Annotated in this window: 32 protein-coding genes and 1 pseudogene; 18 read left to right on the top strand and 15 right to left on the bottom strand. The window is 47.8% G+C overall.

What is annotated here, in order from left to right; all coding sequences use genetic code 11:
- Positions 1-49: 49 nt before the first annotated feature.
- The 3 genes and pseudogenes from KTR06_RS04940 to mobA form a co-directional block, all read right to left on the bottom strand.
- Positions 50-1,582: pseudogene (locus KTR06_RS04940) on the bottom strand (YWFCY domain-containing protein); the annotation flags it as partial.
- 62 nt (positions 1,583-1,644) lie between these two features.
- On the bottom strand, positions 1,645-2,907 hold the full coding sequence (mobB, locus tag KTR06_RS04935; protein ID WP_004326329.1) for a conjugal transfer protein MobB: 1,263 nt from the start codon (positions 2,905-2,907) through the stop codon (positions 1,645-1,647).
- Positions 2,892-3,314, bottom strand: a complete 423-nt coding sequence (mobA, locus tag KTR06_RS04930; RefSeq protein WP_005784646.1) for a conjugal transfer protein MobA — start codon at positions 3,312-3,314, stop codon at positions 2,892-2,894. Before mobA ends, mobB begins: the two co-directional genes overlap by 16 nt.
- A 778-nt stretch (positions 3,315-4,092) precedes the next feature.
- Between mobA and KTR06_RS04925 the strand changes: the two genes are divergently transcribed.
- The 18 genes from KTR06_RS04925 to KTR06_RS04840 all read left to right on the top strand — a co-directional run bounded on the left by KTR06_RS04925 (position 4,093) and on the right by KTR06_RS04840 (position 17,894).
- Positions 4,093-4,845, top strand: a complete 753-nt coding sequence (locus tag KTR06_RS04925) for a ParA family protein (protein WP_004326326.1) — start codon at positions 4,093-4,095, stop codon at positions 4,843-4,845.
- Positions 4,846-4,850: 5 nt separating this feature from the next.
- Positions 4,851-5,288, top strand: coding sequence for a DUF3408 domain-containing protein (locus tag KTR06_RS04920; RefSeq protein WP_004326325.1), 438 nt, complete (start codon positions 4,851-4,853; stop codon positions 5,286-5,288).
- 2 nt (positions 5,289-5,290) lie between these two features.
- Entirely contained in the window at positions 5,291-5,665 is a 375-nt protein-coding gene (locus KTR06_RS04915; protein ID WP_004326324.1) for a DUF3408 domain-containing protein, read from the top strand.
- Complete coding sequence (locus KTR06_RS04910; RefSeq protein WP_217290014.1) at positions 5,653-6,312, top strand: DUF4122 family protein; 660 nt, start codon at positions 5,653-5,655, stop codon at positions 6,310-6,312. The genes KTR06_RS04915 and KTR06_RS04910 overlap by 13 nt, the downstream gene beginning before the upstream one ends.
- A gap of 185 nt (positions 6,313-6,497) precedes the next feature.
- Positions 6,498-6,794, top strand: coding sequence for a DUF4134 domain-containing protein (locus KTR06_RS04905; protein ID WP_032532176.1), 297 nt, complete (start codon positions 6,498-6,500; stop codon positions 6,792-6,794).
- A 3-nt stretch (positions 6,795-6,797) separates the two neighbouring features.
- Positions 6,798-7,121: a DUF4133 domain-containing protein gene (locus tag KTR06_RS04900; protein WP_004326321.1), complete on the top strand. Its 324-nt coding sequence runs from the start codon at positions 6,798-6,800 to the stop codon at positions 7,119-7,121.
- The gene (locus KTR06_RS04895; protein WP_004326320.1) at positions 7,118-9,637 is read left to right on the top strand and encodes a TraG family conjugative transposon ATPase; all 2,520 of its coding nucleotides are present in this window, start codon (positions 7,118-7,120) and stop codon (positions 9,635-9,637) included. Before KTR06_RS04900 ends, KTR06_RS04895 begins: the two co-directional genes overlap by 4 nt.
- A 5-nt stretch (positions 9,638-9,642) precedes the next feature.
- Positions 9,643-10,257, top strand: coding sequence for a hypothetical protein (locus KTR06_RS04890; protein ID WP_004326319.1), 615 nt, complete (start codon positions 9,643-9,645; stop codon positions 10,255-10,257).
- Positions 10,258-10,302: 45 nt separating this feature from the next.
- On the top strand, positions 10,303-10,662 hold the full coding sequence (locus KTR06_RS04885) for a DUF3876 domain-containing protein (RefSeq protein ID WP_004326318.1): 360 nt from the start codon (positions 10,303-10,305) through the stop codon (positions 10,660-10,662).
- A complete protein-coding gene (locus tag KTR06_RS04880; RefSeq protein WP_004326317.1) occupies positions 10,659-11,288 on the top strand; it encodes a DUF4141 domain-containing protein in 630 nt (209 codons plus the stop codon). Before KTR06_RS04885 ends, KTR06_RS04880 begins: the two co-directional genes overlap by 4 nt.
- 3 nt (positions 11,289-11,291) lie before the next feature.
- Entirely contained in the window at positions 11,292-12,305 is a 1,014-nt protein-coding gene (gene traJ / locus KTR06_RS04875; protein ID WP_004326316.1) for a conjugative transposon protein TraJ, read from the top strand.
- 29 nt (positions 12,306-12,334) lie between these two features.
- Positions 12,335-12,958, top strand: coding sequence for a conjugative transposon protein TraK (gene traK / locus KTR06_RS04870; RefSeq protein WP_004326315.1), 624 nt, complete (start codon positions 12,335-12,337; stop codon positions 12,956-12,958).
- A 252-nt stretch (positions 12,959-13,210) separates the two neighbouring features.
- Positions 13,211-14,509, top strand: a complete 1,299-nt coding sequence (gene traM, locus KTR06_RS04865; protein WP_005776860.1) for a conjugative transposon protein TraM — start codon at positions 13,211-13,213, stop codon at positions 14,507-14,509.
- A gap of 46 nt (positions 14,510-14,555) precedes the next feature.
- The gene (gene traN / locus KTR06_RS04860) at positions 14,556-15,470 is read left to right on the top strand and encodes a conjugative transposon protein TraN (protein WP_005776862.1); all 915 of its coding nucleotides are present in this window, start codon (positions 14,556-14,558) and stop codon (positions 15,468-15,470) included.
- On the top strand, positions 15,467-16,024 hold the full coding sequence (locus KTR06_RS04855) for a conjugal transfer protein TraO (protein ID WP_004326311.1): 558 nt from the start codon (positions 15,467-15,469) through the stop codon (positions 16,022-16,024). The genes traN and KTR06_RS04855 overlap by 4 nt, the downstream gene beginning before the upstream one ends.
- A 6-nt stretch (positions 16,025-16,030) precedes the next feature.
- The gene (locus tag KTR06_RS04850; protein ID WP_004326310.1) at positions 16,031-16,891 is read left to right on the top strand and encodes a toprim domain-containing protein; all 861 of its coding nucleotides are present in this window, start codon (positions 16,031-16,033) and stop codon (positions 16,889-16,891) included.
- Positions 16,888-17,391, top strand: a complete 504-nt coding sequence (locus KTR06_RS04845; RefSeq protein WP_004326309.1) for a DUF3872 domain-containing protein — start codon at positions 16,888-16,890, stop codon at positions 17,389-17,391. The genes KTR06_RS04850 and KTR06_RS04845 overlap by 4 nt, the downstream gene beginning before the upstream one ends.
- A gap of 47 nt (positions 17,392-17,438) precedes the next feature.
- A complete protein-coding gene (locus KTR06_RS04840; protein WP_004326308.1) occupies positions 17,439-17,894 on the top strand; it encodes a glycoside hydrolase family protein in 456 nt (151 codons plus the stop codon).
- A gap of 44 nt (positions 17,895-17,938) precedes the next feature.
- Here the strand turns inward: KTR06_RS04840 and KTR06_RS04835 are convergent, their stop codons facing one another.
- The 12 genes from KTR06_RS04835 to KTR06_RS04780 all read right to left on the bottom strand — a co-directional run bounded on the left by KTR06_RS04835 (position 17,939) and on the right by KTR06_RS04780 (position 26,331).
- On the bottom strand, positions 17,939-18,286 hold the full coding sequence (locus KTR06_RS04835; protein ID WP_004326307.1) for a hypothetical protein: 348 nt from the start codon (positions 18,284-18,286) through the stop codon (positions 17,939-17,941).
- On the bottom strand, positions 18,286-18,591 hold the full coding sequence (locus KTR06_RS04830) for a helix-turn-helix domain-containing protein (protein ID WP_004326306.1): 306 nt from the start codon (positions 18,589-18,591) through the stop codon (positions 18,286-18,288). The genes KTR06_RS04835 and KTR06_RS04830 overlap by 1 nt, the downstream gene beginning before the upstream one ends.
- The gene (locus KTR06_RS04825; protein WP_004326304.1) at positions 18,575-18,910 is read right to left on the bottom strand and encodes a type II toxin-antitoxin system RelE/ParE family toxin; all 336 of its coding nucleotides are present in this window, start codon (positions 18,908-18,910) and stop codon (positions 18,575-18,577) included. Before KTR06_RS04825 ends, KTR06_RS04830 begins: the two co-directional genes overlap by 17 nt.
- Before the next feature lie 57 nt (positions 18,911-18,967).
- Positions 18,968-19,738, bottom strand: a complete 771-nt coding sequence (locus KTR06_RS04820) for a hypothetical protein (RefSeq protein ID WP_004326302.1) — start codon at positions 19,736-19,738, stop codon at positions 18,968-18,970.
- Positions 19,739-19,740: 2 nt separating this feature from the next.
- Positions 19,741-21,675 (bottom strand): hypothetical protein, encoded by a 1,935-nt coding sequence (locus tag KTR06_RS04815; RefSeq protein ID WP_004326299.1) that lies wholly within the window; start codon positions 21,673-21,675, stop codon positions 19,741-19,743.
- On the bottom strand, positions 21,672-22,265 hold the full coding sequence (locus KTR06_RS04810) for a hypothetical protein (RefSeq protein WP_004326298.1): 594 nt from the start codon (positions 22,263-22,265) through the stop codon (positions 21,672-21,674). Before KTR06_RS04810 ends, KTR06_RS04815 begins: the two co-directional genes overlap by 4 nt.
- A 42-nt stretch (positions 22,266-22,307) precedes the next feature.
- Positions 22,308-22,574 carry a hypothetical protein gene (locus KTR06_RS04805; RefSeq protein WP_004326296.1) on the bottom strand — a complete coding sequence of 89 codons (267 nt, stop codon included), beginning with the start codon at positions 22,572-22,574 and terminating at the stop codon, positions 22,308-22,310.
- Between the two features lie 86 nt (positions 22,575-22,660).
- A complete protein-coding gene (locus tag KTR06_RS04800) occupies positions 22,661-23,551 on the bottom strand; it encodes a hypothetical protein (protein WP_004326295.1) in 891 nt (296 codons plus the stop codon).
- 25 nt (positions 23,552-23,576) lie between these two features.
- Positions 23,577-24,296 (bottom strand): N-6 DNA methylase, encoded by a 720-nt coding sequence (locus KTR06_RS04795; RefSeq protein WP_004326294.1) that lies wholly within the window; start codon positions 24,294-24,296, stop codon positions 23,577-23,579.
- Positions 24,297-24,317: 21 nt separating this feature from the next.
- Positions 24,318-25,130, bottom strand: a complete 813-nt coding sequence (locus KTR06_RS04790) for a DUF4121 family protein (protein ID WP_004326293.1) — start codon at positions 25,128-25,130, stop codon at positions 24,318-24,320.
- Positions 25,127-25,396 carry a hypothetical protein gene (locus KTR06_RS04785; protein WP_004326292.1) on the bottom strand — a complete coding sequence of 90 codons (270 nt, stop codon included), beginning with the start codon at positions 25,394-25,396 and terminating at the stop codon, positions 25,127-25,129. Before KTR06_RS04785 ends, KTR06_RS04790 begins: the two co-directional genes overlap by 4 nt.
- On the bottom strand, positions 25,393-26,331 hold the full coding sequence (locus KTR06_RS04780) for a hypothetical protein (protein ID WP_004326291.1): 939 nt from the start codon (positions 26,329-26,331) through the stop codon (positions 25,393-25,395). Before KTR06_RS04780 ends, KTR06_RS04785 begins: the two co-directional genes overlap by 4 nt.
- Between the last annotated feature and the right edge of the window lies 1 nt (position 26,332).

The following is a 26,332-nucleotide window of genomic DNA, read 5'->3' as shown; positions in this document are numbered from 1 at the left end:
CACTTACCTAATCTCCTGCCACAGAGATAATTATTATATGCCCTTATGGGCGCACTACCTTGCTTTCCTTTTCACCGTAGTCACGGTTAAGCTGGCTGAAGTCCTGAAATCCCAGACAGACTGCCACTTTGTTGGAACGTGCCGTTGCAATCAGGTTGTCCAGTCCTCGGAAATAGATGGTTGGAAGCTCATCTATAATGACCGTGCTTTTAAGCTGTCCTTTCTTGTTTATCAGCTTGACGATTCTGGAATTATACAGTCCGAGTGCAGCGGAATAGATGTTCTGTCGGTCCGGATTATTGCCTACACAAAGGATTTTAGGCTCCTTCGGATTATTAATGTCCAGAGAAAAATCATTACCTGTCATGACCCAGTACAACTGTGGAGAAATCATTCTGGTAAGCGGAATTTTCGCTGAAGCTATCTGGCCCTGGAGCTGATCCTGTGCCCCGCCTTTCCATGCATCCATGAAAGGAGAAAGGTAGTTCTCCAGTTCCGGATAGGAAGTCAATATGGTAAACAAATCTGAGTAAGGCTTGTTCAGCAGTTCCACGGCATGAGGGAACGTGCAGTAGATACCGCCTTTGAATATTTTGAGATACCATATAATGGCTGCCAGCAGGATAATCGGGGACTCTACAAAGAAATCACCCTGCTTTTCAATCCAGGTGCGGTTTAAGTTGAGCATAATGGTATAGCTTGCTTCGTATGCGTCAGAGATGTCCGTCATGAACTCCGGATTGATGGGATTGCAGCGGTGTGAACGGTGCGGATCATCGAAGTTGATGACGTAGAAATGCGGCTTTATCTTGTATTTGTCCATATTGTGCAACAAGGTGTTGTAGGCAATGGTGGAAAGGTCATCAAATTTATAATCATATATATAGGTACTAAAACCTTTGGAAATCATCTGTTTGATGTAGTTGTTTACCACTGCATAGGATTTACCTGAACCCGGTGTTCCCAATACGATGGTCGCACGGAAAGGATTGACTACGTTGATCCATCCGTCGTTGAGCTTGCCGCCATACTGGAATCTGGTAGGCAGATTGACAGAATATTCATTCTCCATCAGCCTTGTCTCCTGCATGAAGGATTCGTTTTCCATATTGAACACGTCCTCCATCAGGTTATGCCTGTAAAGCCTGCTGATCCACAGTCCCGCCATGAGCAGGCATAGATAACCGGCTGCGAGAGTTACTACATACAAGGCAGTAATAGCTTCGTGCGGAAAAGGCAGTTCCAGCAGCCACCAGTTCATGAAAAAAAGAACAGCTCCGGCAGTAAGTACCGCCCATATACGCTGCCAGGTTATTTTCTCACCCTTGACTCCGATAGTACCCATACAGGATATGGCCAGCAGAAGAACTGCCATCAGTTTTGTCCAAAGGATACAGCCGAATATACCGGTTGTCCTGTCAAAGTTCATCAGTATCCGGTCTATGACATCCAGATTCAGATGCCAGGCACTCATACTGGGATAGCAGTACACATAAACGTGGACTACCAGAATAAAAATACTGACTGCCCTGCCGAATTCCATAATCTTGGCAAGGGCTCTCAAATCGTCTTCCTGTTGCATAATGATGTAGATGATTGTGGGGGAATCCGTTGTTCCCCCTGTTGTTGACTCATTTTGATTGATCAGATACCGCGTGATTTGCGCTTCTGTGGTTTCTTTTTCCGTTTCATGCGGCGACGGAACGCTTCTTCCTCGTAATCGACTGCCGGATTTGCCTCAAAGGAGAATATGCCTGCCGCCTGTTCAAGCGCACTGCCTTCTTCCATACGATGACCGTATCGTTTCCAAAGTTCCTCCGGACCGGACTGTTGTCTCTCCTGCCAGGGTATTCCTTCCCACCAGCAGACAAGATCGTTGAATACGTTGGCAGAAAACTCCTTTCCCATACGTGAACCGTTGAACGCCTCGCGTCGTTCATGGTCTATGAATGTGACGCCATAGATACGTCCGGTATCGTTCCTTCGGAATACCACATCAATGTGCTCCTGTTTCAGCAGTTCCCTGAATTCCTGTTCAGATTTTGCGTTACGCATGGCCCATACTACCTTGCCGGATATGGCAGGAGCCCATCTGCCTTCCTTGAAGTCCTGTGTATGCCGTAACATACGTTCGGACAGTCCCGTATTTCCGAAACGCTTGCCGAACCTTGCACTTTTTATCGGAGGGCTGACCACTTTACCGCTGTCGTCTGTAGCCGAATAGATGATACCCGTATAGGGTGTTCCCATGTAATCGCCCCGAACCTGTCGGGCTTCAATGTTCAGTGTGGAAAGCAGTGCGGAATACTCTCCGAAAGTCTGGAAACGGTAGCTTTCCAGTACGGCCTTCAGTGTGTTTCCTATCTGATGGCGTATATCCCCCTGTGAGGCATCGACCTTTTTCAGTTCCGCTTTCGGATTCCGTCTTTCCGCATCCGCACTGTTACGCAGTCCGAATTCCTGTTCCAGTTCCCGGCAGGCAGTCATGGAACGGCGGTGCTCATAGGAGTCATTGATTTTTCTTCCTTCATCGTCAATACATACACTCACGATATGTACGTGCGTGTTGCAGGTATCGCCATGTCTGTACACGATGAACGGCTGGTCACCGTATCCCATTTTCTGCATGTATTTCTCTGCCAGTTCCGCCAGCCTGTCATTGTCCAGCCTGTCTTCCGGTGCCGGACTTAGGGCGATATGCAGGACCGGTTTGTCCGTCCTCCTGTTTGCCGTCAGATGGTTTTCAAATGAAAGGAGAGCCAGACGCATGTCCCCGCTCGGCAGTCCCGGGCGGTCGGAAATCATCCGGTGTCCTGACAGGATTTCCGCCGTACCTTGAAAAACCTTTTCATGGTTATAGGACAGTGCTCCGTAAAGGCTTGCCCCGTGACTTATCTTTGCAACCATTTCTTTTCATATTCTTTGGTTAATGCCATAATCTGCTTGTTGAGCAGTATCAGTTCCAGGGTAGCCTTTTCAAGTTTGTAAAGCAGGGACATCGCCCTTTTTTCCCCGAAGTTTTTCTGTACGGCCCTTACGACCTGATTGTAATTGTTGCCTATTGCCTGGAATTGTCTGTAAAATTCCCCGAGCCGGATGTAATAGTCCATGGAAACCTTGTCCACCTTGATTACCTTCAGCTGTTCTGAAAAGATTGATTTCTTGATAAAGATTGTCCTGTCCCTTGCTCCGGATTCCAGAAACAGTTTCTCAAATCTGCTTTTCTCCTGTGCGTTCAGACGGAAATTGTACTTGTAGTCCGCCGGATCAGTCTTCGGTTTTCTGCCTGTCCTTCTTGCCTGTTTTTTCTCCATGCTTTTCTGCTTTTGGGTTGTTTTGCTTTCTCCGTCAGATTTTCCGACTTTGGAGGAAAATCCCCCGACCGTTAGGGAGGGCAAGTTGGTTTTTGTATGGCAGAATAATTTCTGTCGTACAAAAACACAACTTGCTCTGTTCGTTTGAACAGAGAATCCACCTCCGGCGGATTGCTGCGCGACGTGAGCGGAGTACTGCTGTCCGTCGGAAGATGTTCCAAGCCGTCTATCGGTTCTGACTTTGCAAAATTATGACCGTGTAAACAGTTGTGAAATAGTGGATTGTATGACATATAAAGACATCTGATGACATCTGATGTCATGGTGCAGGCTACATATTACCTGTATGCCTGAAAGACCTTATTTTTGACGCGGTTTAAGCGTGCAATATTGCAATAACATAATAGGGCAATAACATAAGGACATAATAACATAACAACATAATAGGGCAATAACATAAGGACACAATAACATGGCAACATAATAGTGTAATAACATAAGGACATAATAACATAATAGGGCAATAACATAAGGACATAATAACATGGCAACATAATAGTGTAATAACATAAGGACACAATAACATGGCAACATAATAGTGCAATAACATAAGGACATAATAATATGGCAACATAATAGTGCAATAATATTACAATGTATATATGCACAGGATTATTGCAGCATGTCCTTAAACGGTTATGCCGGTATCACAATAGCGTAATGCCATTGTTGGATTAGTGAAAGAAAAAAGTGAATATTAACCCCAAAAACAAGAGGTATGAACAAACGTCCGATTCTTGTCGCCTTCAGCAATCAGAAAGGCGGTGTGGGCAAGTCCACGGTAACAGCGGTTCTTGCCAGTTATTTTAATTATGTAAGAGGTCTGAAAGTTGCTGTCGTTGACTGTGACTATCCCCAGTTCAGTCTGGAAAAACTGAGGGGAAGGGATTTGAAGAACCTTGAGAAAAGCGAGTATCACCAGCGACTTTTCTGCCGTCAGTTTGAAGACGGTTCCCGTAAGGCCTATCCGATCGTCACTTCCACGCCGGAGGCAGCCGCAGAGATTCCCGGCAAACTGGAAGGCGACTATGACCTGATATTCTTCGATCTTCCCGGAACGGTGAACTCCCGTGGTGTATTTGAGTCCGTCATGAACATGGATTTTATCTTTACTCCCATTGTAAAGGACCGTATGGTCATGCAGAGCAGCCTTTCCTTTGTATCGACCGTTCAGGATTTTATCGGACAGCATCCGGAAGCTCCCCTGAAGGACATACGTTTATTCTGGAACCGTATGGACAGCCGTACTTCCAAGGAATTGTATGTAATGTATAATGCAATAGTGCTCCGTATGGGGTTGAAGGTCTTTGAAACCGTACTTCCGGATCTTGAACGCTTCAACAAGGAAATGACACCTTCTTCCAGACAGCATTTCCGCTGCACCCTTCTTCCTCCTTCCGAATCACTACTGAAAGACAGCCGTCTTGAGGCTTTTGCCCAGGAGATGGAACGTATCATATTTCCGGGATAAGAACTATGGCAAAGAAAAGAGAGATATTCAAGGTGGATGAGGATGCCTTGAAGGACATGATGGCCAGTGAATCCATTTCCTGTGGTAAATCTGGAGCAGATGTCGGCGAGAATGTTCTTCCTGTCACAGAAAAGGAAAAAAATGTGCCGGAAGTAAAGACACAGGGACAGGAAAAGTCCCGCAAGACGATTCGCGCCGATCCCGGACTGGAAGAGAAGGTGGAAATGTATAAGGAACTGTTTCTGGACAGAAAGAAGTCCGTACACAGAAAGCAGACCTATATCAGCTATGACATGTATTGCAGGCTGGCGCGTATCCTTCCCCTTCTGAGTGATGACATGAGTGTGCCCGCTTTTTTGGATAATGTGCTGGCACACCATCTTGAGACTTACAGTGAAGAGCTTGGCGAGCTGTTTCGCCGCAAAACCCCAAAAACATTCTGAAAATGATGTGGATTTTATTGACTGTTGCCGTATTGGTATGCGGCATTCTGCTGTTTTGTGTTTATGTGCTGTCCAAAAGGATTTGCTCACTGAAAGAACAGGTCAGGGAATTGAAAGAGAAAATAGGAATAGCGAACCGCTTTCCCGAATACTGCCGTGTCTATCTGAACGATGTTCCCGTCGGGAACGGTCGGCAGATACGTATCCGTGGCTATCTGTATGACAAGGCAAGCCGCCTTATCCCGTTTATGGCTCCCGGCATGAGTGTTTCAGTCTATGTGAGCAATATCGTAGAGGAACATTTGAAACGCCACGGAGAATTGCTGAAGGATGAACTTGAACGCTTTCTTTATAAGGATTCTTTATGGAAGAACTGATATACCTGTGTGTACGTATTGCCTGTATAGGCTATTTGCTGTTCCGTGTTTATGGCTGGAAAAAACGTATCGGAGCCATCTGTACCCTGCTTTATGCCAGACCTTGCGTAAAGAAGGAAAGGAAAGAAACCGGCGGAACGGAATCCGCGGCTCCAGATGCAGAAGTGATGGGAAATACCCGTTATGTCTATCTTGACGAGAATGCCGGAAAGACTGCTGCTCCTTTCATGAGCCAGCCTCTTGAAAGGAATTTTATCGGTGAAGAGGAGGACGTGCAGCAGGAAGATGTGGAGTGCAATCTTCAATTGGAAAAGATGAAACTCCTGCAGGAAGTCCAGGAAGACCTTGATGCGGAGTCTCCCAAAGTGGAATCCGTATCACCGGTCCTTTCCAGCAGGGACATGGAAGTACTCGGCGAATATCTGGCACATCAGAAGGATGCTGATGAAGAAAAAGCCGTACAGGCAGCCCGTGTCCTTTTTTCCATCCGGCAGACCAGCCTGATTGACGTGTTCCTTTCCAATATGGAGAATTCCGCGATTGTTGAGGAACTGATAGAAAAGTATCTTGACGAGGACGGCAATCCCAAACCTCTTAAAGTCAAGGATGGAAATGAGCCGTCTGACGACTGGCGGAAATATATCTGATACCGCAATGTCCAGGCATCCCGGAAATCTTTTCGGGGTGCTTTTTTTTATGTCTGTAAGGCTTCCTGAATGACATATGGTGACATATGGTGACACCTGATGACAGTGTTGTATCACAGCGGCTTAAGCCTTATATATTTGCAGTCGAATTCAAAATTTATGTCAAACCCCAAAATGATTCGACAATGAGAAAAAGAATCCTTTTATCAGTATTGTGTGTGCTGGCAACGGCAGGTGCTTTCGCACAGGGACAGGGTCTTGCCGGCATCAATGAGGCTACCAGCCTTATGACCTCGTATTTTGATCCGGCCACCAAATTATGTTATGCCATCGGAGCCGTACTCGGTCTGGTCGGCGGTATCAAGACGTATGGCAAGTTCAGCAGCGGCGATCCCGATACGTCCAAGACTGCGGCGAGCTGGTTCTTCGCCTGCATCTTCCTGATTGTGGCCGCCACCATTCTCCGTTCCTTCTTCCTGTAAGCCATGGATTACCGTATCAACAAGGGGGCAGGCCGTCCGATTGAGTTCAAGGGCTTGAAATCACAGTACCTGTTCTTTTTTGCCGGAGGCCTTGTATCGGTCTTTCTTGCGGTGGTTGTCCTGTATATGGCCGGTGTCAGCCAGCTGGTATGCCTGTCTTTCGGAGCGGTATCCGGTTCCCTGGCCGTATGGCTGACCTTCCGCATGAATGCCCGCTACGGTGAGCACGGGCTGATGAAGATGCTGGCCGAGAAGCGCCATCCGCGCTATCTGTCAGCCCGCCGCAGAATATTCAGAGCATTAACCAAAAAGAAGAGAAAGAAATGAGAAGTGTATTGAAGGCCTGTGATCTGGAAGACAGATTCCCGATTCTGGCCGTGGAAAACAACTGCATCGTAAGCAAGGATGCGGACATTACGGTAGCCTTCGAGGTCGAGCTGCCTGAACTGTACACGGTGACGGCAGCGGAATATGAAGCCATTCACGGTACCTGGGTAAAGGCCATGAAGGTGCTTCCCAATTATTCTGTCGTGTACAAGCAGGACTGGTTCGTCAAGGAAAACTACCGGAGCGAAGGAGACGGGACGGAAAGTTTCCTGTCTCGCAGCTATGAGCGTCATTTCAACGAACGCCCGTATCTCAGGCACCGCTGCTTCCTGTACCTGACAAAGACCACACGCGAACGTGCCCGCCGTCGCAGTGATTTCAGTACCCTTTGCCGTGGCTATATCCTTCCCAAGGAAATCACGGACTGGGATTCGGTCGTGAAATTTCTGGAGGCGGTGGAGCAGTTCGAGCGTATCATGAACGATTCGGGGCATGTCAGGATGAAGCGTCTCAGGACGGAAGAGGTAGTCGGGACGGAAGAATGTCCCGGTCTGATTGAAAGATACCTGACTCTCGGAATGGAGGACACGCACCCCGTATTGCAGGACATCTGCCTTGATCCGAAACGTATGCGCATCGGTGACAAACGTCTTTGCCTGCATGTGCTTTCCGATACGGAAGACCTTCCCGGCAGTGTGGGCACGGACATGCGTTATGAGCGCTTGTCCACGGACCGTAGCGACTGCCGTCTTTCGTTTGCGGCTCCGGTAGGACTTCTGCTTTCATGCAACCATGTCTATTCGCAGTATGTGTTCATCGATGACGCGCAGGAAATCCTGCAACGCATGGAAAAGACTTCACGCAACATGCTGTCCCTGTCGAAATACAGCCGCAGCAATGCCGTGAACTATGAATGGGCAGAAATGTATCTTGACGAGGCGCATACGAAAGGGCTTGTTCCGGTACGGTGCCACTGTAACGTACTGGCCTGGGCGGAAGACGAGGAAGAGCTCAGGCGTATCAAGAACGATACCGGCAGCCAGCTTGCCCTGATGGGATGCGTACCCCATTACAACACGATAGATACCCCGGTGCTGTACTGGTCTGGTATTCCCGGCAATGCGGGCGATTTTCCGGCTGAGGAAAGTTTCTATACCTTTCTGGAACAGGCTGTCTGCCTGTTTGCTTCGGAAACGAATTACCGCAGTTCGCCCAGCCCGTTCGGTATCCGTATGACGGACAGGCAGAGCGGCGTACCGCTTCATCTGGACATCAGTGACCTGCCCATGCGCAAGGGAATCATCACCAACCGCAACAAGTTCATACTCGGTCCCTCCGGCAGCGGTAAATCCTTCTTTACGAACCACCTTGTCCGCCAGTATTATGAACAGGGTACCCATATCCTGCTGGTGGATACCGGAAACAGCTATCAGGGACTTTGCAGCCTGATTCATGACCGGACACATGGAGAGGACGGTATCTATATTACCTATGAGGAGGACAATCCCATCGCCTTCAATCCGTTCTATACGGATTCCGGGGAGTTTGACGTGGAAAAGCGTGAAAGCATCAAGACACTGATACTCACACTCTGGAAACGTGAGGATGAATCCCCAAGGCGTTCGGAGGAAGTGGCCCTTTCGGGAGCGGTGAACGCATACATCCGCAGGATAATGGAAAACAGGGATGTCAGACCCGATTTCAACGGATTCTACGAGTTTGTGCGTGATGACTACCGCCGGATGATTGAGGAGAAGAAAGTCCGTGAGAAAGATTTTGACATCGACGGTTTCCTGAACGTGCTGGAACCGTTCTACCGTGGCGGTGATTATGATTTCCTGCTTAATTCGGACAAGGAACTGGATCTTACCAACAAGCGCTTTATCGTATTTGAACTGGACAATATCAGCGGAAACAAGGTGCTTCTGCCCGTGGTCACGCTGATAATCATGGAAACCTTCATCGCCAAGATGCGCCGTTTGAAAGGTATCCGCAAGATGATACTCATTGAGGAATGCTGGAAAGCCCTGATGTCCGCCAATATGAGTGAGTACATAAAGTATCTCTTTAAGACCGTCAGAAAATATTTCGGGGAGGCTGTCGTGGTCACCCAGGAAGTGGATGACATTATCAGTTCCCCTGTCGTGAAGGAAGCTATCATCAACAACAGTGACTGCAAGATTCTTCTTGACCAGCGGAAATACATGAACAAGTTCGACCATATCCAGCGGCTTCTCGGACTGACCGACAAGGAACGCGGACAGATCCTGTCCATTAACCAGGCCAACCATCCCGGACGTTTCTACCGTGAGGTCTGGATCGGTCTTGGCGGTACCCACTCGGCCGTGTATGCCACGGAAGTCAGCGATGAGGAATATGCCGTATATACCACGGAAGAGTCGGAAAAGCTGGAATTGCAGAAGCTGGCCAAGGAACTGGGCGGAAATCTGGAACTGGCCGTGAAACGCATTGCGGAAATGAGAAGGGAAAGGAAAAGGTCAAACGGTAAAGCATGACGGTTATGAATGACAGTTTTGAATCGGATGAAAGAAAGCGTAAGGAAACAATCGAATGTCTCTACTGGTCCCTGATGAACGGATGGGACATACCGAAGGATATCCGTGAACATTACGGATTTTCAGAGGACTATGAGCTGTATCACCGGCTTGAAAGTATGGAACCGGAAGATTACAGGGAAAGAAGGCTCAGAGGCGAGATACCTGATGCCGTAGAGGTCGATGTAAGACTGACACATGCTGTGGAGAAGGTTTTCGAGCGGCTTTGTTCCCCTCCTCCCGTACAGTATCTCGACAAGCTGTATGGAGAACTGGAAAAGCTTGGAGGTTTCATAGCCAACCCGAAGAATATTGACAGTCCTTTCATCAATTCCGGTTTTCTCATGAAATACGGCATTGACCGGAATTCCCCGGATGAAATCAGACGGCAACAGGCAGAAAAGGCCTATAAGGAACTTTATGCCAGGTTTGAAACCATGGTCGGCCTGAAGCCCCCAAACAAAAAGGACGACACCACTATCCGAAAGGAATGCCGGAAGCCAGCCTGCAAAGACAGGCTTTCCGGGAAAGTCCGCATTCCGGTCAGTCCTAAGCCGAAGGAACGAAAGATGGGACTTTGAAAGATTCAGTAAAACAAGAACAACATCATTAAAAAAAGACAAGACATGAAAAACAGACAGTTGTACAGACTGGCCGCCTGCCTGATCGGGGCGGCATCACTGCTGCTGCAGAGCTGTAGTGAAAGCAGGTTCAAGGACTGTGACCGCCTGTGCGGTTCATGGAGCAGTGTGGAAGGCAAGCCCGATGTCCTTATATATAAGGAAGGGGACGCCTACAAGGTGACGGTCTTCGCCCGTAGCGGCAAGGCGCGTAAACTGAGGCCGGAAACCTATCTGCTTGTGGAGGAAAACGGGAACCTGTTCATCAATACCGGCTACCGCATAGACATCGCCTACAATGAGGCGGCTGACGTATTGACCTTTTCTCCGAACGGTGACTATGTAAGGAAGGAGGTGCGTCCATGAGAAGAAGACTGCTGCTGCTTTGTGCAGGAACCTTTTTTCTTGCCGGACAGATACGGGCACAGTGGGTGGTGACAGATCCTGGAAACCTTGCCCAGAGTATCATCAACATGTCGGATAATATCGTGCACACTTCATCCACCGCAGCAAGTACCGCCAAGAATTTTGCTGAGACCGTGAAAATCTACGAGCAGTACAAGAGGTATTATGATGCCCTCAAGTCCGTAAACAATCTGGTGAAGGATGCCCGTAAGGTCAGTGAGGTCATCCTGATGGTCGGTGACGTGTCGGAAATCTATGTGACCAATTTCCAGAAGATGCTGGGTGACGAGAACTTCTCTCCCGAAGAGCTGGATGCCATCGCTTTCGGATATACCAGGCTTCTTGAAGAGAGCAACGGGGTGTTGCAGGACCTCAGGCAGGTAATTAACGTCAGTACCCTTTCCATGACCGACAAGGACCGTATGGACGTTGTGGATGACTGCCATGCCAGCATGCGCCGTTACCGCAATCTCGTGAATTACTATACGAACAGGAATATAGCCGTGAGTTTCCTGCGTGCCCGCAAGAAGAATGACCTTGACCGTGTCCTGAAGCTCTATGGCAATGACATCTCCAAATACTGGTAGCCTATGGTATTGTTATCCGTGGATTTCTCGAATCTCCATACCATTCTGGAGAGCCTTTACAATGAAATGATGCCCCTTTGTGAGGATATGCTGGATGTGGCCAAGGGACTTGCCGGACTCGGTGCCCTGTTCTATGTGGCCGTCCGTGTCTGGCAGTCGCTTGCCCGTGCCGAACCGATAGACGTGTATCCGCTTCTGCGTCCGTTTGCGATAGGCATCTGCATCATGCTTTTCCCGACCCTGGTACTCGGAACGATGAATACGGTGCTGAGTCCGATTGTGCAGGGAACCCACAGGATGCTTGAGGGGCAGACGATGGACATGCAGCAGTACCGTGAGCAGAAGGACAGGCTGGAACATGAAGCCATGCTCCGTAATCCGGAAACGGCCTATCTGGTCAGCGACGAGGAGTTTGACCGTCAGCTGGACGAGCTCGGATGGTCGCCCGATGCCATGGCAACCCGCATGGGCATGTATATGGAAGTGGGCATGTACAATCTGGAAAAGAATATCCGTGATGCCTTCCGCAGTCTGCTGGAACTGCTTTTTGCCGCGGCATCCCTGCTGATAGATACGGTAAGGACCTTTTTTCTGGTGGTATTGTCCATCCTCGGTCCCATTGCCTTTGCCTTCAGCGTGTGGGACGGTTTCCAATCCACGCTCAGTCAGTGGTTCACACGTTACATTTCCGTCTATCTGTGGCTTCCCGTGAGTGACCTTTTCAGCTGTATGCTGGCCAAGATTCAGGTGCTCATGCTGCAGAACGACATCCTGGAGCTCCAGAACAACCCGAACTATTCGCTGGACAACTCCAATTCGGTATATGTGATCTTCATGCTGATAGGTATCATCGGATATTTTACCGTGCCGACCGTGGCCGGATGGATTGTGCAGGCAGGCGGTGCCGGAAACTACAACCGCAACATCAACCGTACCGCGACCAAGGCCGGAGGCTTTGCAGCCGGTGCCGCAGGTTCCGGACTTGGAAATATCGGAGGTCGTCTGCGTGGAAAATAGACAGAACAGGAACATTAAAATGAAAACAGATGGAATTCAAATCACTGACCAATATTGAAAGCAGTTTCAGACGGATACGCCTGATGCTTGCGGTCTTTGTCGGATGCTGCACGCTTGTGACCGTCTTTGCCCTGTGGAACTCATACCGCTTTGCGGAGAAACAGCGTGAGAAGATTTATGTACTCGATGGCGGCAAGTCACTGATGCTTGCCCTTTCACAGGATCTTTCACAGAACCGTCCGGCTGAAGCCAGGGAACATGTAAGAAGGTTCCATGAGCTCTTTTTCGGGCTGTCGCCACAGAAGGATGCCATCGAGCACAATATCAACCGTGCCTTGCAGCTGGCGGACAAAAGCGCCTATCATTACTATGTGGATTTTGCCGAGAAAGGATATTATAACCGTCTCATTTCCGGCAACATCAATCAGGTGGTACGGGTGGACAGCGTGGTCTGCGACTTTTCCGGCTACCCCTACAGGGCCAGGACGTATGCCCGCCAGATGATTATCCGTGAGAGTAATGTGACGGAACGTTCGCTGGTGACTGACTGCCAGCTTCAGAATACGTCCCGTTCCGATGACAACCCCAACGGCTTTATCATCGAACATCTGACCATACTGGAAAACAAGGACATAAGGAGTGTAGAGCGATGAAAAGGAACCTGACAAGACAGGCGGACCTTCAACTCAGGGGGTTCTGTCACAGACTTACCGCGAAACAGCGCAAGGCCGTCCTCTGGATACTGTTTGTACCGTTTGCCGCCGCATGTGTCTATACGGCATTCCGGCCGTTTATGGGCAGTAAGAACCGGAAGTCCGGAATGGAATTTATGGAAAAGGATTCACTCCGTATGGAGTTCATTCAATCTATTGTAAGAAATGGAGAAAGAAAAAGTCAAGAAAGTAATGGAACGGCTGATGAAACCGTTCAGGCTCCGGTCCTCAAAGGACAGGAAGCCGCTGAGTGAGGAACAGAAACGCAAACGTGCCGGATTTGTGGTGTATCCGCTGATGTTCCTGCTGTGTCTGGGAAGTTTCTATCTGATATTCTCACCTTCCGGGCAGGAACGGGAGCGGCAGGACAAAGGACAGGGGTTCAATACGGAAATCCCTTCTCCCGAGGACAGCCGCCTGGAAGGGAACAAGAAGGATGCCTATGAAAAGGCCCTGATGGAACAGGAAAGCAGGAAAAGGAAGACATTCTTTGAAGCTGCGGAGTCCATGTTTGCCAAAGAGAAACGGAAAGACAGTGTCCGTCTTCCCGATAACATTATACCGGAGAGGCAAACAAACACGGAAACGGAAACAGAAAAAGGCAATGCCGGACCGGTCAGTACCTCAGCCGGAGCCTACCGTGAAATGAACCGTACGCTGGGAAGCATCTATGAACCGCGGACCGATCGGGAAAAGGAAAGGCTTCTGGAAAGGGTTGAAGAACTGGAGCGTATGCAGCAGCAGAAGCAGGAGCCACTGTCAGGCATGGAGGAAAAGATGGCCCTGATGGAAAAATCCTACGAACTGGCCGCCAAATACAATAACCGTCAGGCAGTGGAGACTCCTTCTCCCGTCAGAAAGGCGGAGGACAAAAAGGCCATACCGGTGAAACAGGTCCACAATGAGGTGGTATCCTCGCTTTCCAGACCTATGAGCGACGAAGAGTTCATATCCGCCTTTTCGGGAGAACGCAATGCCGGTTTCAATACGGCTGTCGGACGGAAGACAGTAACGGAAGGCAATACCATTGCCGCCTGTGTACATGGTACGCAGACCGTATCCGACGGACAGGCCTTGCGCCTGCGGCTTACCGAGCCCATGTCCGTTGCCGGACGTTTCATACCGAAAGGGACCGTACTGGTAGGTGGCACACGCATACAGGGTGAACGTCTGGAAATCATGGTCAATGCCGTGGAATACAAGGGAACTATCCTGCCGGTGGAGCTGGAAGTCTATGATCTTGACGGACAGCAGGGAATCCTGGTGCCGGGTTCACTGGAATATGACGCTGCCAGAGAGATTGCCGCCAATATGGGAACCTCGATGAACAGCAGCATCAACATTTCCACCGATGCCGGGGCGCAGATTGCCTCTGATCTGGGAAAAGGTGTGATACAGGGCGTTTCCCAGTACATATCCAAACGGATGCGTACGGTAAAGATTACTTTGAAGGCCGGACACCGGGTACTGCTCCATTCACCGGAAAAATGAAATACAGGAAACTATGAAAGAAAAGACAACCATTAAACAAAAGCACATGAAGAAGATTCTGATGATGTTTGCCCTTTTGCTGGGCGTATCGGCTGCCTGGGCGCAGCAGAGTAGCGGTGATTATTATGAGGGGCTGACCCGCAAGATCGGTTTCAGCCAGATGATTCCGCCGCACGGACTGGAAATAACGTATGACAAGACTGTTCATGTCATTTTCCCGGCTCCGGTCAAGTATGTGGATCTCGGTTCTACAAACCTGATAGCCGGCAAGGCCGACGGTGCCGAGAATGTAATCCGTGTAAAGGCCACGACACGCAATTTCAGGGAGGAGACCAATATGTCTGTAATAACCGAAGACGGGAACTTCTATACCTTCAACGTGAAGTATGCCGACGAGCCGCTTCTGCTGAATGTGGAGATGTGTGATTTCATCCATGACGGAGAATCGGTGAACCGTCCCAACAATGCCATGGAAATCTATCTGACCGAGCTGGATAACGAGTCACCCCGTCTGGTACGTCTTATCATGAAATCCGTGTATGAGAATGACAAGCGCCGTATCCGTCATATCGGCTGCAAGCGTTTCGGTATCCAGTATCTGCTCAAAGGGCTGTACACCCATAATGACCTTCTTTATTTCCATACCCAGGTAAAGAACTCCTCGAACGTGCCCTTTGACGTGGATTTCATTACGTTCAAGGTGGTTGACAAAAAGGTGATGAAGCGTACGGCCATGCAGGAGCAGGTGATTTATCCGCTGCGTGCCTATAATTATGTGACACGTGTAAACGGCAGGGATTCGGAATGCACGGTATTCGCCCTTCCCAAGTTTACGATACCGGACGACAAGAAACTGGTTGTGGAGATGTATGAGAAACAGGGCGGCCGTCACCAGAGTTTTGAGGTGGTCAACGAAGACCTGGTGCGTGCGGAAACCATCAATGAGCTGAAGGTACGATGAGAACGAAAGTATTGTATATGCTGGCATTGCTGCTTGTCCTTTCCGTAGGGCAGGCAGACGCCCAGCGGATTCTGCCAAGGATGCAGGGTGTGGAAATGCGTGGAGGTATGGCTTCCGATAACGGATACTATATGGGAATGACACTTTCAAGTTATGCCAAAGGCGGGAACAAATGGGTATATGGAGCGGAATACCTGCATATGAAACACGGTTACCGTCATGTGACCATCCCTTCGGCGCAGTTTACGGCAGAAGGTGGATATTACCTGAATTTCCTTTCCGATGCGGGAAAAGTGTTCTTCCTCAATCTTGGAGGATCGGCACTGGCCGGATATGAGACGGTAAACTGGTCCGATAAAAAACTCTATGACGGGGCCACTCTGAAAAACGGCGATGCCTTTGTGTACGGCTGTGCCCTGACGCTGGAGATGGAACTGTACCTTGCCGACCGTGTGGCATTGACGGCTTCCTTGCGTGAGCGTTTCCTGTGGGGCGGAAGTCTCGGATATTGCCATACCCAATATGGAATCGGCATTCGTTTTATGATAAATTAGCGGGTTATGGAACTGGAACAGATTAGACGGATTTCTCTTGTCGGTTTTCTTGAAGATCTGGGGCATATGCCTGTATCCCGTAAAGGAAATGATGTCTGGTTCAGATCCCCTTTCAGAAATGAGAGAACCGCATCCTTCAAGGTGGATACGCAGCGGAATGTCTGGTTTGATTTTGGCCTCGGAAAGGGAGGTGACATCTTCCATCTTGCCGGAGAACTGACCGGAAGCACCGGTTTCATGGAACAGCTGGAGTTCCTTTCAGGGAAATCCGGCATCCTTCCCCTCCGGCTTTTACAGGAACGTAAGAAGATACCCCGCGTTTCCGGATTCGAGGACGTGAAAGTGACGGAACTGAGTCATGAGGCATTGAAAAGCTACCTGAAAGAGAGAGGCATTGATCCGGCCATAGCCGGGAGGTTCTGCAAGGAAGTTGCATACGGAATACGGGGCAAACGGTATTTTGCCATAGGCTTCATGAACCGGAGCGGCGGTTATGAACTCCGTAACCCGATGTTCAAGGGATGCATCTCTCCCAAGGACATTTCCTGTGTGTCCCTGTCCGGAAAGAAACAGGATACGTGCTGTGTGTTTGAAGGATTTGTGGATTTCCTTTCGGCATTGGTATTGCGGACTGTGGCGGACGAGGACTGCCTGGTGCTGAACTCAGTATCCAATCTGGAACGGTCGTATGCCGTTCTGGAGGGTTACGGCAAAATCCGGTGCTTTCTTGACCGTGACCAGGCCGGGATTACAGCACTGGAGACTTTGAACATACATTTCGGGAATAAGGTTATGGACTGTTCCGGTCTGTATGATGGATTTAAGGACTTGAATGAATATCTGACAAAAACAAAGGAAAACAAATGAAGACAGAAAAGAATATGAGAAAAGGATTTGGGCTGGCAGGCAAGATTGCCATGTTCTGCATAGGTCTGGTCAGTCTTGTACTGACCTCGTGCGAATCCGAGCTGGAAATCCAGCAAAGTTATCCGTTTACCGTGGAAACAATGCCGGTTCCCAAGGAACTGAACAGGAATGAGACGGCGGAAATACGATGTGAACTCAAAAGTGAGGGCGATTTTGACGGTACGGTCTATACGATCCGTTATTTCCAGTATGACGGGGAAGGTTCCCTGAAACTGGACAACGGTCTTGAATTCAAGCCGAATGACCGTTATCTGCTGGAGGACCGGAAGTTCAGGCTGTATTATACTTCACTATGTGACGAGGCGCAGAACTTCATTGTCGTTGTCGAGGACAATTGGGGAAACATGACGGAAATGGAATTTGACTTCAACGATGCAGGTGATGAAGAGACGGATGCTGTGGAAGATTCATTGTCAGTTCAGGAAGGAGGTGCCCTATAATAACCGTTAGACTTCTAAGGTCAGTACTGCCGTTGGTGGTACTGGCCATGACGGTAACTTCCCTGCGGGCACAGGAGAATGTGGAAGACTCACGTTGGGAAACGGCTGTCAAGTGTATCAAGAAATATGAAGGATGGCATGGTCCGGAACATCATCCGTATGTTGCATACGGTCACCGTATCAGAAAAGGGGAAAAGTTTCCCGTATGTCTGACAGAAAGTGAGGGAGACAGTATTCTGAGAAAGGATCTGAAGAAAATGTGTGCGTTGTTCCGACATCTGGGTAAAGATTCACTGATCGTCGCGTGTCTGGCATACCAGGTGGGACCATATAAGTTGCTCGGTTATGGCAGGATACCCAAAAGCACGTTGATAAGGAAACTGGAAGCCGGTAACCGGGACATTTATGCGGACTTCATACGATATTGTCACTATAAGGGAAAGAAAATTCCGTCAATAGAAAGGAGAAGAAAAGAAGAATACAGATTATTGTTTATGCCATAGAAAACAAGACAGCCGTGAATTTGTCATGATTCACGGCTGTCTTGTTATAATATCCTGTCTAAAAAAAGTGACAGGGGATAAATGAACCGATTATACTGTTTCAGAGCATCCATATCCAACTTCATGTTTTTGTAAGGATTTGAATCGTCTGTATAGAAATAGATGTCTGTTGTCCGGTTACCATTTTTTATAATTTTCCCGTTCAATGGTATCGCGTCCACATCCTCGAACTTTTCAAGGGGAAGTCCTTCGATGGAACCGGTTTCCTGTTTTCCGAGACTGTTTGTATAGTGATTGAACAGTACAAATCCTTTTCGGGCATAATCAATGTGAATGCCGTATGGACGGTTACGGTAAAAGTTTTCCCTGGCTTTTTCCTGATAATTTTCCATTATAATACCGGTTTGACAATTTCAATCTTCAATCCGAGCGCATCAATGATACGGCAGAATGTACTGATACCCGGATCTACAATACCTTTTTCTATTCTGGAGATATAGGACTTGTTGGTTCCGATTTTTTCAGCCAGTTCGGACTGGGTCATCTTTTCCTTCTTTCTGGCATCACATATAATCTGTCCCATGCAGTAGGCGTATGCCTCCTTACGGAACTCCTCACGTTCAGGTGTTCCCGGCTTGCCGAATTCCGCATCCATGATAGCATCGATGCTGGTCAGGTTTTCATTTCTTGCTTTCATAATACTCCTCCTTTATCTTTAATGCTTTTTCTATTTCAGAAGGCGGTGTCTTCTGTGTCTTTTTCTGAAATCCGTTGAACAGGATTACGATGTTCCCGTCATCAAATATGAAGAATACCCGGAAGATATTGCCTCCATATTCAGCACGGATTTCATAGAGTTCTTCACGCAGATACTTTACGAACTTGCTGCTTACCCTTTCCTGTACTTTCAGCATATCAAGAATGTAGTATATCTTACGGGCTTCCTCTTTTCTGAGAGATGAGATAAAGTCCATAAAATAATTCTTGTATGCTGATATGATCCGTTCCTGTTTCATGACGCAAATATATAAAAAGTTTACATATCAGGCAACTTTTGGAACATAAAAAAGATTTTATGTTTTATTTCCCAAGTCTGTGAAATTGATGTAACCCGTTACTATGAAATCCTCTTTTCCGTAGTCAGCCAGTGATTTCAAATCGGAGAGGCTTTTACAGTAGAAAAATATTGTATTATCATATTCTTCAGGTATATCCGTGAGGGCGATGTTTACGTATTCTGTATTAAGGCTGTCTTTCCATATAATTTCGCACTCTGCAAGTTCAGGTTTTCTCCCGTATGTTTCGACAAATTCCTTAAAACCGTTTTCCATATCCTTTTTTACAGTTTCTATGTCGCAGAGAATGGTATAATTGTCACACTTCTCACACCATCCATACAAGAATGACTCATCATCATAATTATAGAACTGTTTTGTATTCGGATTGATGAAGGCATTGCAGACTACATGATTTCCTCCACATTTGCAACATATAATATTTTCTTCCAGTCCCGTATTTTTTATCTGAAAGATGTTTGTCATGGCTTCCAGAATGTCGTTAAGCCATACCGGATTGGCCAGAGCCGCCTCATGGCGGCTTGTGACCTTGTAGTTTTCTCCGGTTATCTTATCATGGACTTCAAGTGTGATTCCTTCTCCGACGGCAGTTACCTTGTGTACGGAGCATTCGCACGGATCACCGGTCTTGTCAAACCAGATTACGTAAACCGGATTGTCATTGTCTTTAAGTATTACTTCGGAAACCGAGTTTGCCTGCATCAGTGCAAGTATCCTGCCGATGATTTCATCGCACAGGTTTTCAATTCTTTTTTGGAAAATATTCATATTCAGATAAGATTTAGATGTTGGACTTCTTTTTTGTATTTCTCCAGTGAAGGCTTGTATCCCTGTTCATGGATAACGTCCTTCAGCTCTTTCAGGGTATATGTCCGGGCTATGTCCAGTCCGTAGTCTTCCGCAAAGGCTTCTATTCCGATCAGACAATACCCCATATTGCGGTGTACCGTTTCAGCATTGATTTCTATAGAGTCATCAGTACCTTTGGGGAGTACAGCCTGCTCCTTCAATTGACGGATCTTGTATTGCAGGCCGGAAGCGAGCCTTTCCATGTTCCTGTCATGGTAGGTCAGTCCGTCCTTGAGGATACAGTATTCCACTGTCTGTCCCATGAAAGAGTTGCGGAATATTTCGCAACCCAGTATGGTACGAATATGTTCCACCTCATAATACCGCATGGCCTGTACATCCTTCAAATCCTTTTGAATCTTCGGAATCCGGAATTGCGGGTCGTTGTCACATATTGTCTTTTCCAGCCATGTCCGGTGGAATGTGGTAATTTGTTTTCTGAACACTGTTTCGGCAGGCATATATCGGTTGGGATGGCGTGTCATGATGAGATAGTATTCACTTTCATGCCATCCGCGTTTACATTTTTGTAAGGCGATGTAAGCGAGTCCTATACGGCAGTATCGGCGGCTGTCATCACGGTCTCTGATATGCTCGAAATCCGTTTCACATCCATAGAATTCGGCTGGAAGTCCTGTATATTTCTGGAACTCCATGACACGCTCCTTGAAATGACGGATATTATCCTGGTCTTTTTGACATAACAGCCTGGACATTTCAGGTGTGATGAATTCCATCCGCAGATAATGGAAGTATTGCGGCTTCTCCTTGAGAACCTTCTCGGCAAGTTTTCTGGTCTGTAGTTTTTTCGGCAGTTGAGGAAACCAATACATGCTGTTTCCGTGTTCGGTGAAATATTCCACAAGTTCCCTGTTCCAGCGTTCCGATGGAATATCAGGGTAGAACGAATCCCTTCTGGCCAGTGCCATACAAACCTCTTTCGTCATCAAGTTCGGTTCAAGAATGAAGTTGTAACTGTTGATTTCTCTTTTTACTTCAAGTGTATGAATAAGTCTTTCCGGTGTCCGGAACCGTCTGGGAAGTTTGTTAAACAGGTTAGGTTCCAGCTCCATTGCTTTGTCAGCCATGGCATCATCCGCATGTTTGGAGAACCACTCGTAATGTCCGTATGAATCGAAAATGCCATGCAGGTTGCCTGTCTTGTGACAGATGGCCTTCCATACGGTGTCATAGTCAAGCCAGCGTGTATCCACTTCCTTGATACAGCGTATGGCCCATTCCTTGTAGTATGCTGCCTGTTTGAAACATTTAGGCATCATTTTGTCGATAGTCATGGTTGCGATACGTCCGTCATGGATCAGTTCTTTCCAAAGTCTGAAATCCTTGGCTTGTCGCGGAACGAAAGAAAGCATGACGCTTGTTTCATATAAGAACTGCTGTTCATACCTCTCAGAACAGTACCGGTAACCTCCGTTTTGCTGTACGTCACGGTAAAGGGAGTATATTGCATCACGGACTGTTCCGTTGTTCCATGAGGATGAAGGTATCAGATGCAGGTAGTGCATGAAATTCCTGTGTGCGAACAGCGATTCAAGTATGTCACTGTTCCTGTATTTTTCCGGTATGTCAGGAAAATTACTCTTTTCGGCCTTTATTGCCCTTAGACAAATCTGGCGATTACGTTTTTCTTCAGGTATCTTCGAAAGCTGCCAGGAACGCCATCCGTAATCATCTGTTTTGAATATACTGTCAAGTATTTCAGAAGTAATATATTTCTCCGGCAGATAGTTGACCAGTTCCGGACGGTGTTCGGTCGCGGCCAGTTCAACCATTTCCATTGTGATGAATTTGTCCGGCATACATGATATAGCCTTTGTCATATTGATTTCTTTCATGATTCCAGTTTTTTAGGTTTGATGACTTTTATAAGTTGTGTTTTGCGGAATACATATACCGTTTTTCCTTTTTCACTGACTCTTTTGGGAAGGCTTTTCCAGGTATCCCATCCGTTGACAATTTCCGGAGTGAATTCCAGTTTTCCCGTTTCGCCGATTACGGCAAAGGAAAGTCCTTTGTCCAGAGGGGAAGGTGTATGATCCTTGTCGGGAACAAAGACAGAAAATTCAGGATTGCTGATTTCATAGATTTTTCCTTCATAGCCCAGAAACCATCTGCCATTTTCATACAGGTAAGTCCAGTCACCGAGCAGGAAGAACTTTTCCTTGCCTGATATTTCCTTTGCTTCGTGAATGGGATTCCCATTATTCAAAGGCCAACAGCTTGTCTTGTTTTCATTTGATGAGAGACTGCCTCCCAAATGGAGCAGGTTTCCCAAAGCGAGCAATTTTCTCACCCTGTCTTCCGTACGATAGAATGTCCTGAGTATTCTTCCGCAGTTTTCAAAATCCCCTTTTTCAAAAACGGTGATGTACCGTATTCCTTCCGGCAGGGACATTCCGATGTAAGTGTTTTCATCATTTGTCATAGTCGTATATTTTTATATGATTGTTTATGAATGGATTCTTTGTCATTCCAAGTCTCTTGCACGGACTGGATTGTAGGGACAGGACTGTACCAGGTAATTGGTATTCCTGCCCTGAGTCTGACTGTGCTGTCTGAAACATTCGACGTCATCTTCCTCTAGTTTCAGTTTTCTTCTGTTCTTTTGTAGGAAGTCTGCTGCCTTTTCTATGGAAGAGAAAACCGCCTTTGGCTCGAATGAACTGTATTCGTGCCATGCGTTGCAGCTGAAAAGGATATACATTTCAGCCTTTTTTCTGTTACTTGCTGCCATATCTTATCTGATTATTACAGTTAATAAAATACAAAGCCCGATTCCGCTGGTGACGGAACCGGGCCTGTTGTCTTCGGTCTCAGATTCTAATTCTGGTTATATGAAAGCAGGAAATCGGCCATTGCTCCATTTTGTGGAATCATGGCAGGAAAATCAGTCTTTCCAGGCTTGTAGATTTCTGTCGCTACATTGTAGACATCCCACGCTGTAATGCGTGGCTGTTCAAGTGAGAGTTTGAGCAGTTCTTCCGTAAATACGGAAATCTGTCCCTGGTTAAGCGGATAGGTGTCCACCTGTGATGCCAGTCTTTTGTCTGCACTGTCATGGGATACACGCAGAGCCGTCAGCATACCGATGATCATGTATAATTCACCGGGTGTCAACACCTTTTCCTTGAGCCTTTGGATTCGGCTTCTGTCCGCATCCATGTCACGCTCAAAATTGCGCATCCAGTCATCCACCTTCCCGAACAGTTCCTCGGTAGTCACCTTGTCCTTACCGTAGTTGGCAACGCTTCGTTCGGGTGAAAGGATACACTGATTGTGGCAGATACGTACGCAGGGACCTATTGCCGCCTGGATACCGTCCTGATGGTAGGCTACCACGAGTGTGGTTGTCAGTTCGTCGGTATCCCCGTTCAGAATACGGATGGTTGTGAATATTCTGCGCAGTACATGTGCTTCTACCGCCTTCTCTCCATAGGTCTGTTCCACCTGCGGCAAGATGACCACTCCGGGCTGTGTCCGGTTCTTGTTCTGGGCGGCGAAGATTTCCTCCACCTCGTAGTTCAGGTTGTGACGGCGGCAGATGTCCGTCATGCGCTGGATGACCTGGTAGTGGTAGATTCCCCTTACCGGATTGCCGTAGATGTCGTTCTCCTTGTAGGTACGCTGTAGTGTTTCAAGGTCCATTACTTCGATTCCGTTGTTCTGGAAATCAAACTGTCTCTGATTGTTCAATGTTGCTAAAGCTTCCATAATTATATTTTTAAATGGTTGGTAATTATTTGTCCAATAGGTTGATGATACGGACTGCCTCTTTGAAGCGTCCGATATTTTCCGGAAGAGGATTCCTGTATTCCTCTTCCTTCATGCGTCTTATAGAAGGTATTCCCGTCAAAGGCAGAGCCTGGTTGACTTTCCATCCGTCGGTGAATGCCTTCGGCTGGAGACTGTCATGACAGATCACTTCCCCGACACACCCGTGGACGAGCATGTTGCATACGGTCATCATGCAACAGGTCCGGCTGATGTCTTCTCCGACCAGATAGTTTCCCGGATTGTGCGCATGGTATGCCAGCAGGAGTCTTCCGCTGCCGCATGTGGGGTCTCCCATCCTCTGTCCGGTCTCTTTTTTACCTGCCGCGCACATGACCATGAGTTCACAGATATGTGACGGCGTGAAGAATTGTCCGTTTGCCTGCTGTCCCGGTTTTGAGCAGTAAGCCATGTAGAGTTCACCGAAAGCGTCGAACCAGCCCGACCTGCCGATTTGTTTCTGCATGATACGTGTCCATTCGGCTGTCATTTCCATGAACGAGGCGTTTTGCTGACGCTTGTATTTCCAGTTGCTTATTGGCGGTGCTCCCGGAGAGAAGCCGTGGATGATGAAACGCAGCAGGTCGTTGAATACGGTCTGTATTTCATAGCCGCATGAGGAGGCAAAGCCTGTGATGAGCCTGTCGAGCGGCCTGACTTCGTTGGAGATTTCATATCGTGCCATATTCCTTTATTTTATAATTGGTTATAGACTGTCGTTGATTCTGTATACTGTTACGGTATGGTTTTCATTGTCCGTGTGGATTCTGACCGGACCGTATCCCATGAATTTCATGCGGATTTGTCCGTGCTGTCCCATACCGTTCCACTGCTCACGTGATATTTCCTTAATATCCATGCGGTATCCCCAAAGTACAAGAGAGTCAGGCAGGATTCCCTTGTAGAGTCTGCCTTTCAGGATTGCGGCCAGCTCGTCCAGCTCGCTCCGGCTGTACAGCGTGAATGAATCGCTGCGGAAGGTGTATTCGCCTGTCCTTTCCCTGTCCCGGTGTTTCATGATATGATAGCGGAACCAGTTACGGGTGGTGTAACCGTCATACAACGGATTCGGTTCTCTGTATTCCCATTTCCTGACCGGAGCATCGAACCTTAGACTGCCCGTACTGCTGCGCTTCCCGAATCCCCATGTCCTGAATATGCGGATTTCTGTACCTGCGGGTTTCATGTTCCGGATATTGACCTGCGTCCAGGGACTTCCGGTGGTATCATAGGCGGCTTTTCCCATGTCATCGAAACAGAATACCGTTTCCGGTATCAGGCATATATCCGCATATTTTCCTGTTATCCGTTCTATATGAGCTTTTCCGAAATAGTCACCAGAACGTGAGACAAATTCCACGCAGTCTCCTTCTGTCGGGCACATCTGCCTGCTTCGGACATTCTCCATCAGTTCCAGCATACGGTTCACTTTCCGTACTTCCTTTTCTGTAATGGGATACCCGAAGTCACCGTTTGCCAGTTCAAGACTGTCAAGGTCATATCGTATCTTTGTATTCATCCTGTTCTCCTCCTGTTTTGTGTATAGCGTTCAACCTGTCGGGTGATCATATCACAGAATTTCTGGCCGTTTTCTTCCTCACCCCTGAAATAGGCGGCCATCATCAGCAGGTTCCTGTTGTAATAATGCACCCATTTGTCATGGAAATGTGCGCCGGGAACCTGTCCGAATGTTTCCTGAAACAGTTCCAGGGTCAGATCCTCGTCCTGTCTCCTGTTGTATTCCCATATTGCCAGAAGCAGTATGTCATTGTAATTCAGTCTCATATTGCGTTGGTATTTGAAATGGCCATTATGATGTTGCAGCAACCGATTTTCCGGACATTCTCCTTCAGCTTTCCGTTGTTTACCAGTCTGTCGTATGCCTCATGCACAAACCTGTATGCAGGCGAATCATATCCGATACCGTGCAGATGTGATGTCGTCGCCACATTTATCCGTGATGCCATCATGGAAAGTATGTCCTCTTTTCCTGCCCGGCGGTTGCTGAAGGCATCCAGTATATTCCGGTGGATGCATGTTCCGTATCTGGCACGGTAATATTCCATTTCTTCTTCATCGGTGAAGGAATACACCTCTTCCGCTATCGTATCCTTTACAAGACGGAATGTACAGCCTCCTTTTTTCAGTATGGCTGTAATCTGTGGAATATGCAGTGTTTCACAGTAGCCGCTTATTTCCATCGGATGCACGTACAGGCGTGTCTTTCCTTTTACAAGATACATGGCCTGTGATGTACAGCCTGTTCTGTCCGTGTCGAATCCCTCTCCATGAAATTTCTCTTTTATTTCCTTGTAGAATGCATCTGTTTTCTCATGGGAAAGACCTTTTCCCCATTCATATCCGCTTTCCAGACTGAAAAGCAGATGGAAGAGGGTTGTCCGTCCGGTCTTGCTTTCCCAGTAGCCGTAAAGGTCGGCCGTGCCGGATTTCGGTCCGAACCTGTATCCGTCCGGAGTATAGCTTTCCATCACTTCCAGGAGTGAGTTCATGAAATTTTCCGATTCTTCCGATTTCCACCATTCTGACGTATCGTCATCCATGGCATAAGCCGGTATATGGTTCATAACCTGCAGGTATTCCGGAGTCTCTTTCAGAATGTCCAGCATCCTTGTGACGGCTTCCTTCCTTTGTCTGATGGAGAACAGTTCCGTTCCGGTATCCGCGTGAAGCCTGTTCTGTGTCTTCTGGTCTGTAATCATG

Origin of the sequence: Bacteroides sp. MSK.20.12, assembly GCF_019052435.1 — a bacterium.
GTDB classification, from domain to species: Bacteria; Bacteroidota; Bacteroidia; order Bacteroidales; family Bacteroidaceae; genus Bacteroides; species Bacteroides xylanisolvens.
This window is presented reverse-complemented; position numbering and strand designations above follow the sequence as displayed.

Coding starts and splice junctions, on each gene's coding strand:
- mobB (WP_004326329.1), bottom strand. CDS start 2,907: ATGGTTGCAAAGATAAGTCACGGGGCAAGCCTTTACGGAGCACTGTCC.
- mobA (WP_005784646.1), bottom strand. CDS start 3,314: ATGGAGAAAAAACAGGCAAGAAGGACAGGCAGAAAACCGAAGACTGAT.
- KTR06_RS04925 (WP_004326326.1), top strand. CDS start 4,093: ATGAACAAACGTCCGATTCTTGTCGCCTTCAGCAATCAGAAAGGCGGT.
- KTR06_RS04920 (WP_004326325.1), top strand. CDS start 4,851: ATGGCAAAGAAAAGAGAGATATTCAAGGTGGATGAGGATGCCTTGAAG.
- KTR06_RS04915 (WP_004326324.1), top strand. CDS start 5,291: ATGATGTGGATTTTATTGACTGTTGCCGTATTGGTATGCGGCATTCTG.
- KTR06_RS04910 (WP_217290014.1), top strand. CDS start 5,653: ATGGAAGAACTGATATACCTGTGTGTACGTATTGCCTGTATAGGCTAT.
- KTR06_RS04905 (WP_032532176.1), top strand. CDS start 6,498: ATGAGAAAAAGAATCCTTTTATCAGTATTGTGTGTGCTGGCAACGGCA.
- KTR06_RS04900 (WP_004326321.1), top strand. CDS start 6,798: ATGGATTACCGTATCAACAAGGGGGCAGGCCGTCCGATTGAGTTCAAG.
- KTR06_RS04895 (WP_004326320.1), top strand. CDS start 7,118: ATGAGAAGTGTATTGAAGGCCTGTGATCTGGAAGACAGATTCCCGATT.
- KTR06_RS04890 (WP_004326319.1), top strand. CDS start 9,643: ATGAATGACAGTTTTGAATCGGATGAAAGAAAGCGTAAGGAAACAATC.
- KTR06_RS04885 (WP_004326318.1), top strand. CDS start 10,303: ATGAAAAACAGACAGTTGTACAGACTGGCCGCCTGCCTGATCGGGGCG.
- KTR06_RS04880 (WP_004326317.1), top strand. CDS start 10,659: ATGAGAAGAAGACTGCTGCTGCTTTGTGCAGGAACCTTTTTTCTTGCC.
- traJ (WP_004326316.1), top strand. CDS start 11,292: ATGGTATTGTTATCCGTGGATTTCTCGAATCTCCATACCATTCTGGAG.
- traK (WP_004326315.1), top strand. CDS start 12,335: ATGGAATTCAAATCACTGACCAATATTGAAAGCAGTTTCAGACGGATA.
- traM (WP_005776860.1), top strand. CDS start 13,211: ATGGAACGGCTGATGAAACCGTTCAGGCTCCGGTCCTCAAAGGACAGG.
- traN (WP_005776862.1), top strand. CDS start 14,556: ATGAAGAAGATTCTGATGATGTTTGCCCTTTTGCTGGGCGTATCGGCT.
- KTR06_RS04855 (WP_004326311.1), top strand. CDS start 15,467: ATGAGAACGAAAGTATTGTATATGCTGGCATTGCTGCTTGTCCTTTCC.
- KTR06_RS04850 (WP_004326310.1), top strand. CDS start 16,031: ATGGAACTGGAACAGATTAGACGGATTTCTCTTGTCGGTTTTCTTGAA.
- KTR06_RS04845 (WP_004326309.1), top strand. CDS start 16,888: ATGAAGACAGAAAAGAATATGAGAAAAGGATTTGGGCTGGCAGGCAAG.
- KTR06_RS04840 (WP_004326308.1), top strand. CDS start 17,439: ATGACGGTAACTTCCCTGCGGGCACAGGAGAATGTGGAAGACTCACGT.
- KTR06_RS04835 (WP_004326307.1), bottom strand. CDS start 18,286: ATGGAAAATTATCAGGAAAAAGCCAGGGAAAACTTTTACCGTAACCGT.
- KTR06_RS04830 (WP_004326306.1), bottom strand. CDS start 18,591: ATGAAAGCAAGAAATGAAAACCTGACCAGCATCGATGCTATCATGGAT.
- KTR06_RS04825 (WP_004326304.1), bottom strand. CDS start 18,910: ATGAAACAGGAACGGATCATATCAGCATACAAGAATTATTTTATGGAC.
- KTR06_RS04820 (WP_004326302.1), bottom strand. CDS start 19,738: ATGAATATTTTCCAAAAAAGAATTGAAAACCTGTGCGATGAAATCATC.
- KTR06_RS04815 (WP_004326299.1), bottom strand. CDS start 21,675: ATGAAAGAAATCAATATGACAAAGGCTATATCATGTATGCCGGACAAA.
- KTR06_RS04810 (WP_004326298.1), bottom strand. CDS start 22,265: ATGACAAATGATGAAAACACTTACATCGGAATGTCCCTGCCGGAAGGA.
- KTR06_RS04805 (WP_004326296.1), bottom strand. CDS start 22,574: ATGGCAGCAAGTAACAGAAAAAAGGCTGAAATGTATATCCTTTTCAGC.
- KTR06_RS04800 (WP_004326295.1), bottom strand. CDS start 23,551: ATGGAAGCTTTAGCAACATTGAACAATCAGAGACAGTTTGATTTCCAG.
- KTR06_RS04795 (WP_004326294.1), bottom strand. CDS start 24,296: ATGGCACGATATGAAATCTCCAACGAAGTCAGGCCGCTCGACAGGCTC.
- KTR06_RS04790 (WP_004326293.1), bottom strand. CDS start 25,130: ATGAATACAAAGATACGATATGACCTTGACAGTCTTGAACTGGCAAAC.
- KTR06_RS04785 (WP_004326292.1), bottom strand. CDS start 25,396: ATGAGACTGAATTACAATGACATACTGCTTCTGGCAATATGGGAATAC.
- KTR06_RS04780 (WP_004326291.1), bottom strand. CDS start 26,331: ATGATTACAGACCAGAAGACACAGAACAGGCTTCACGCGGATACCGGA.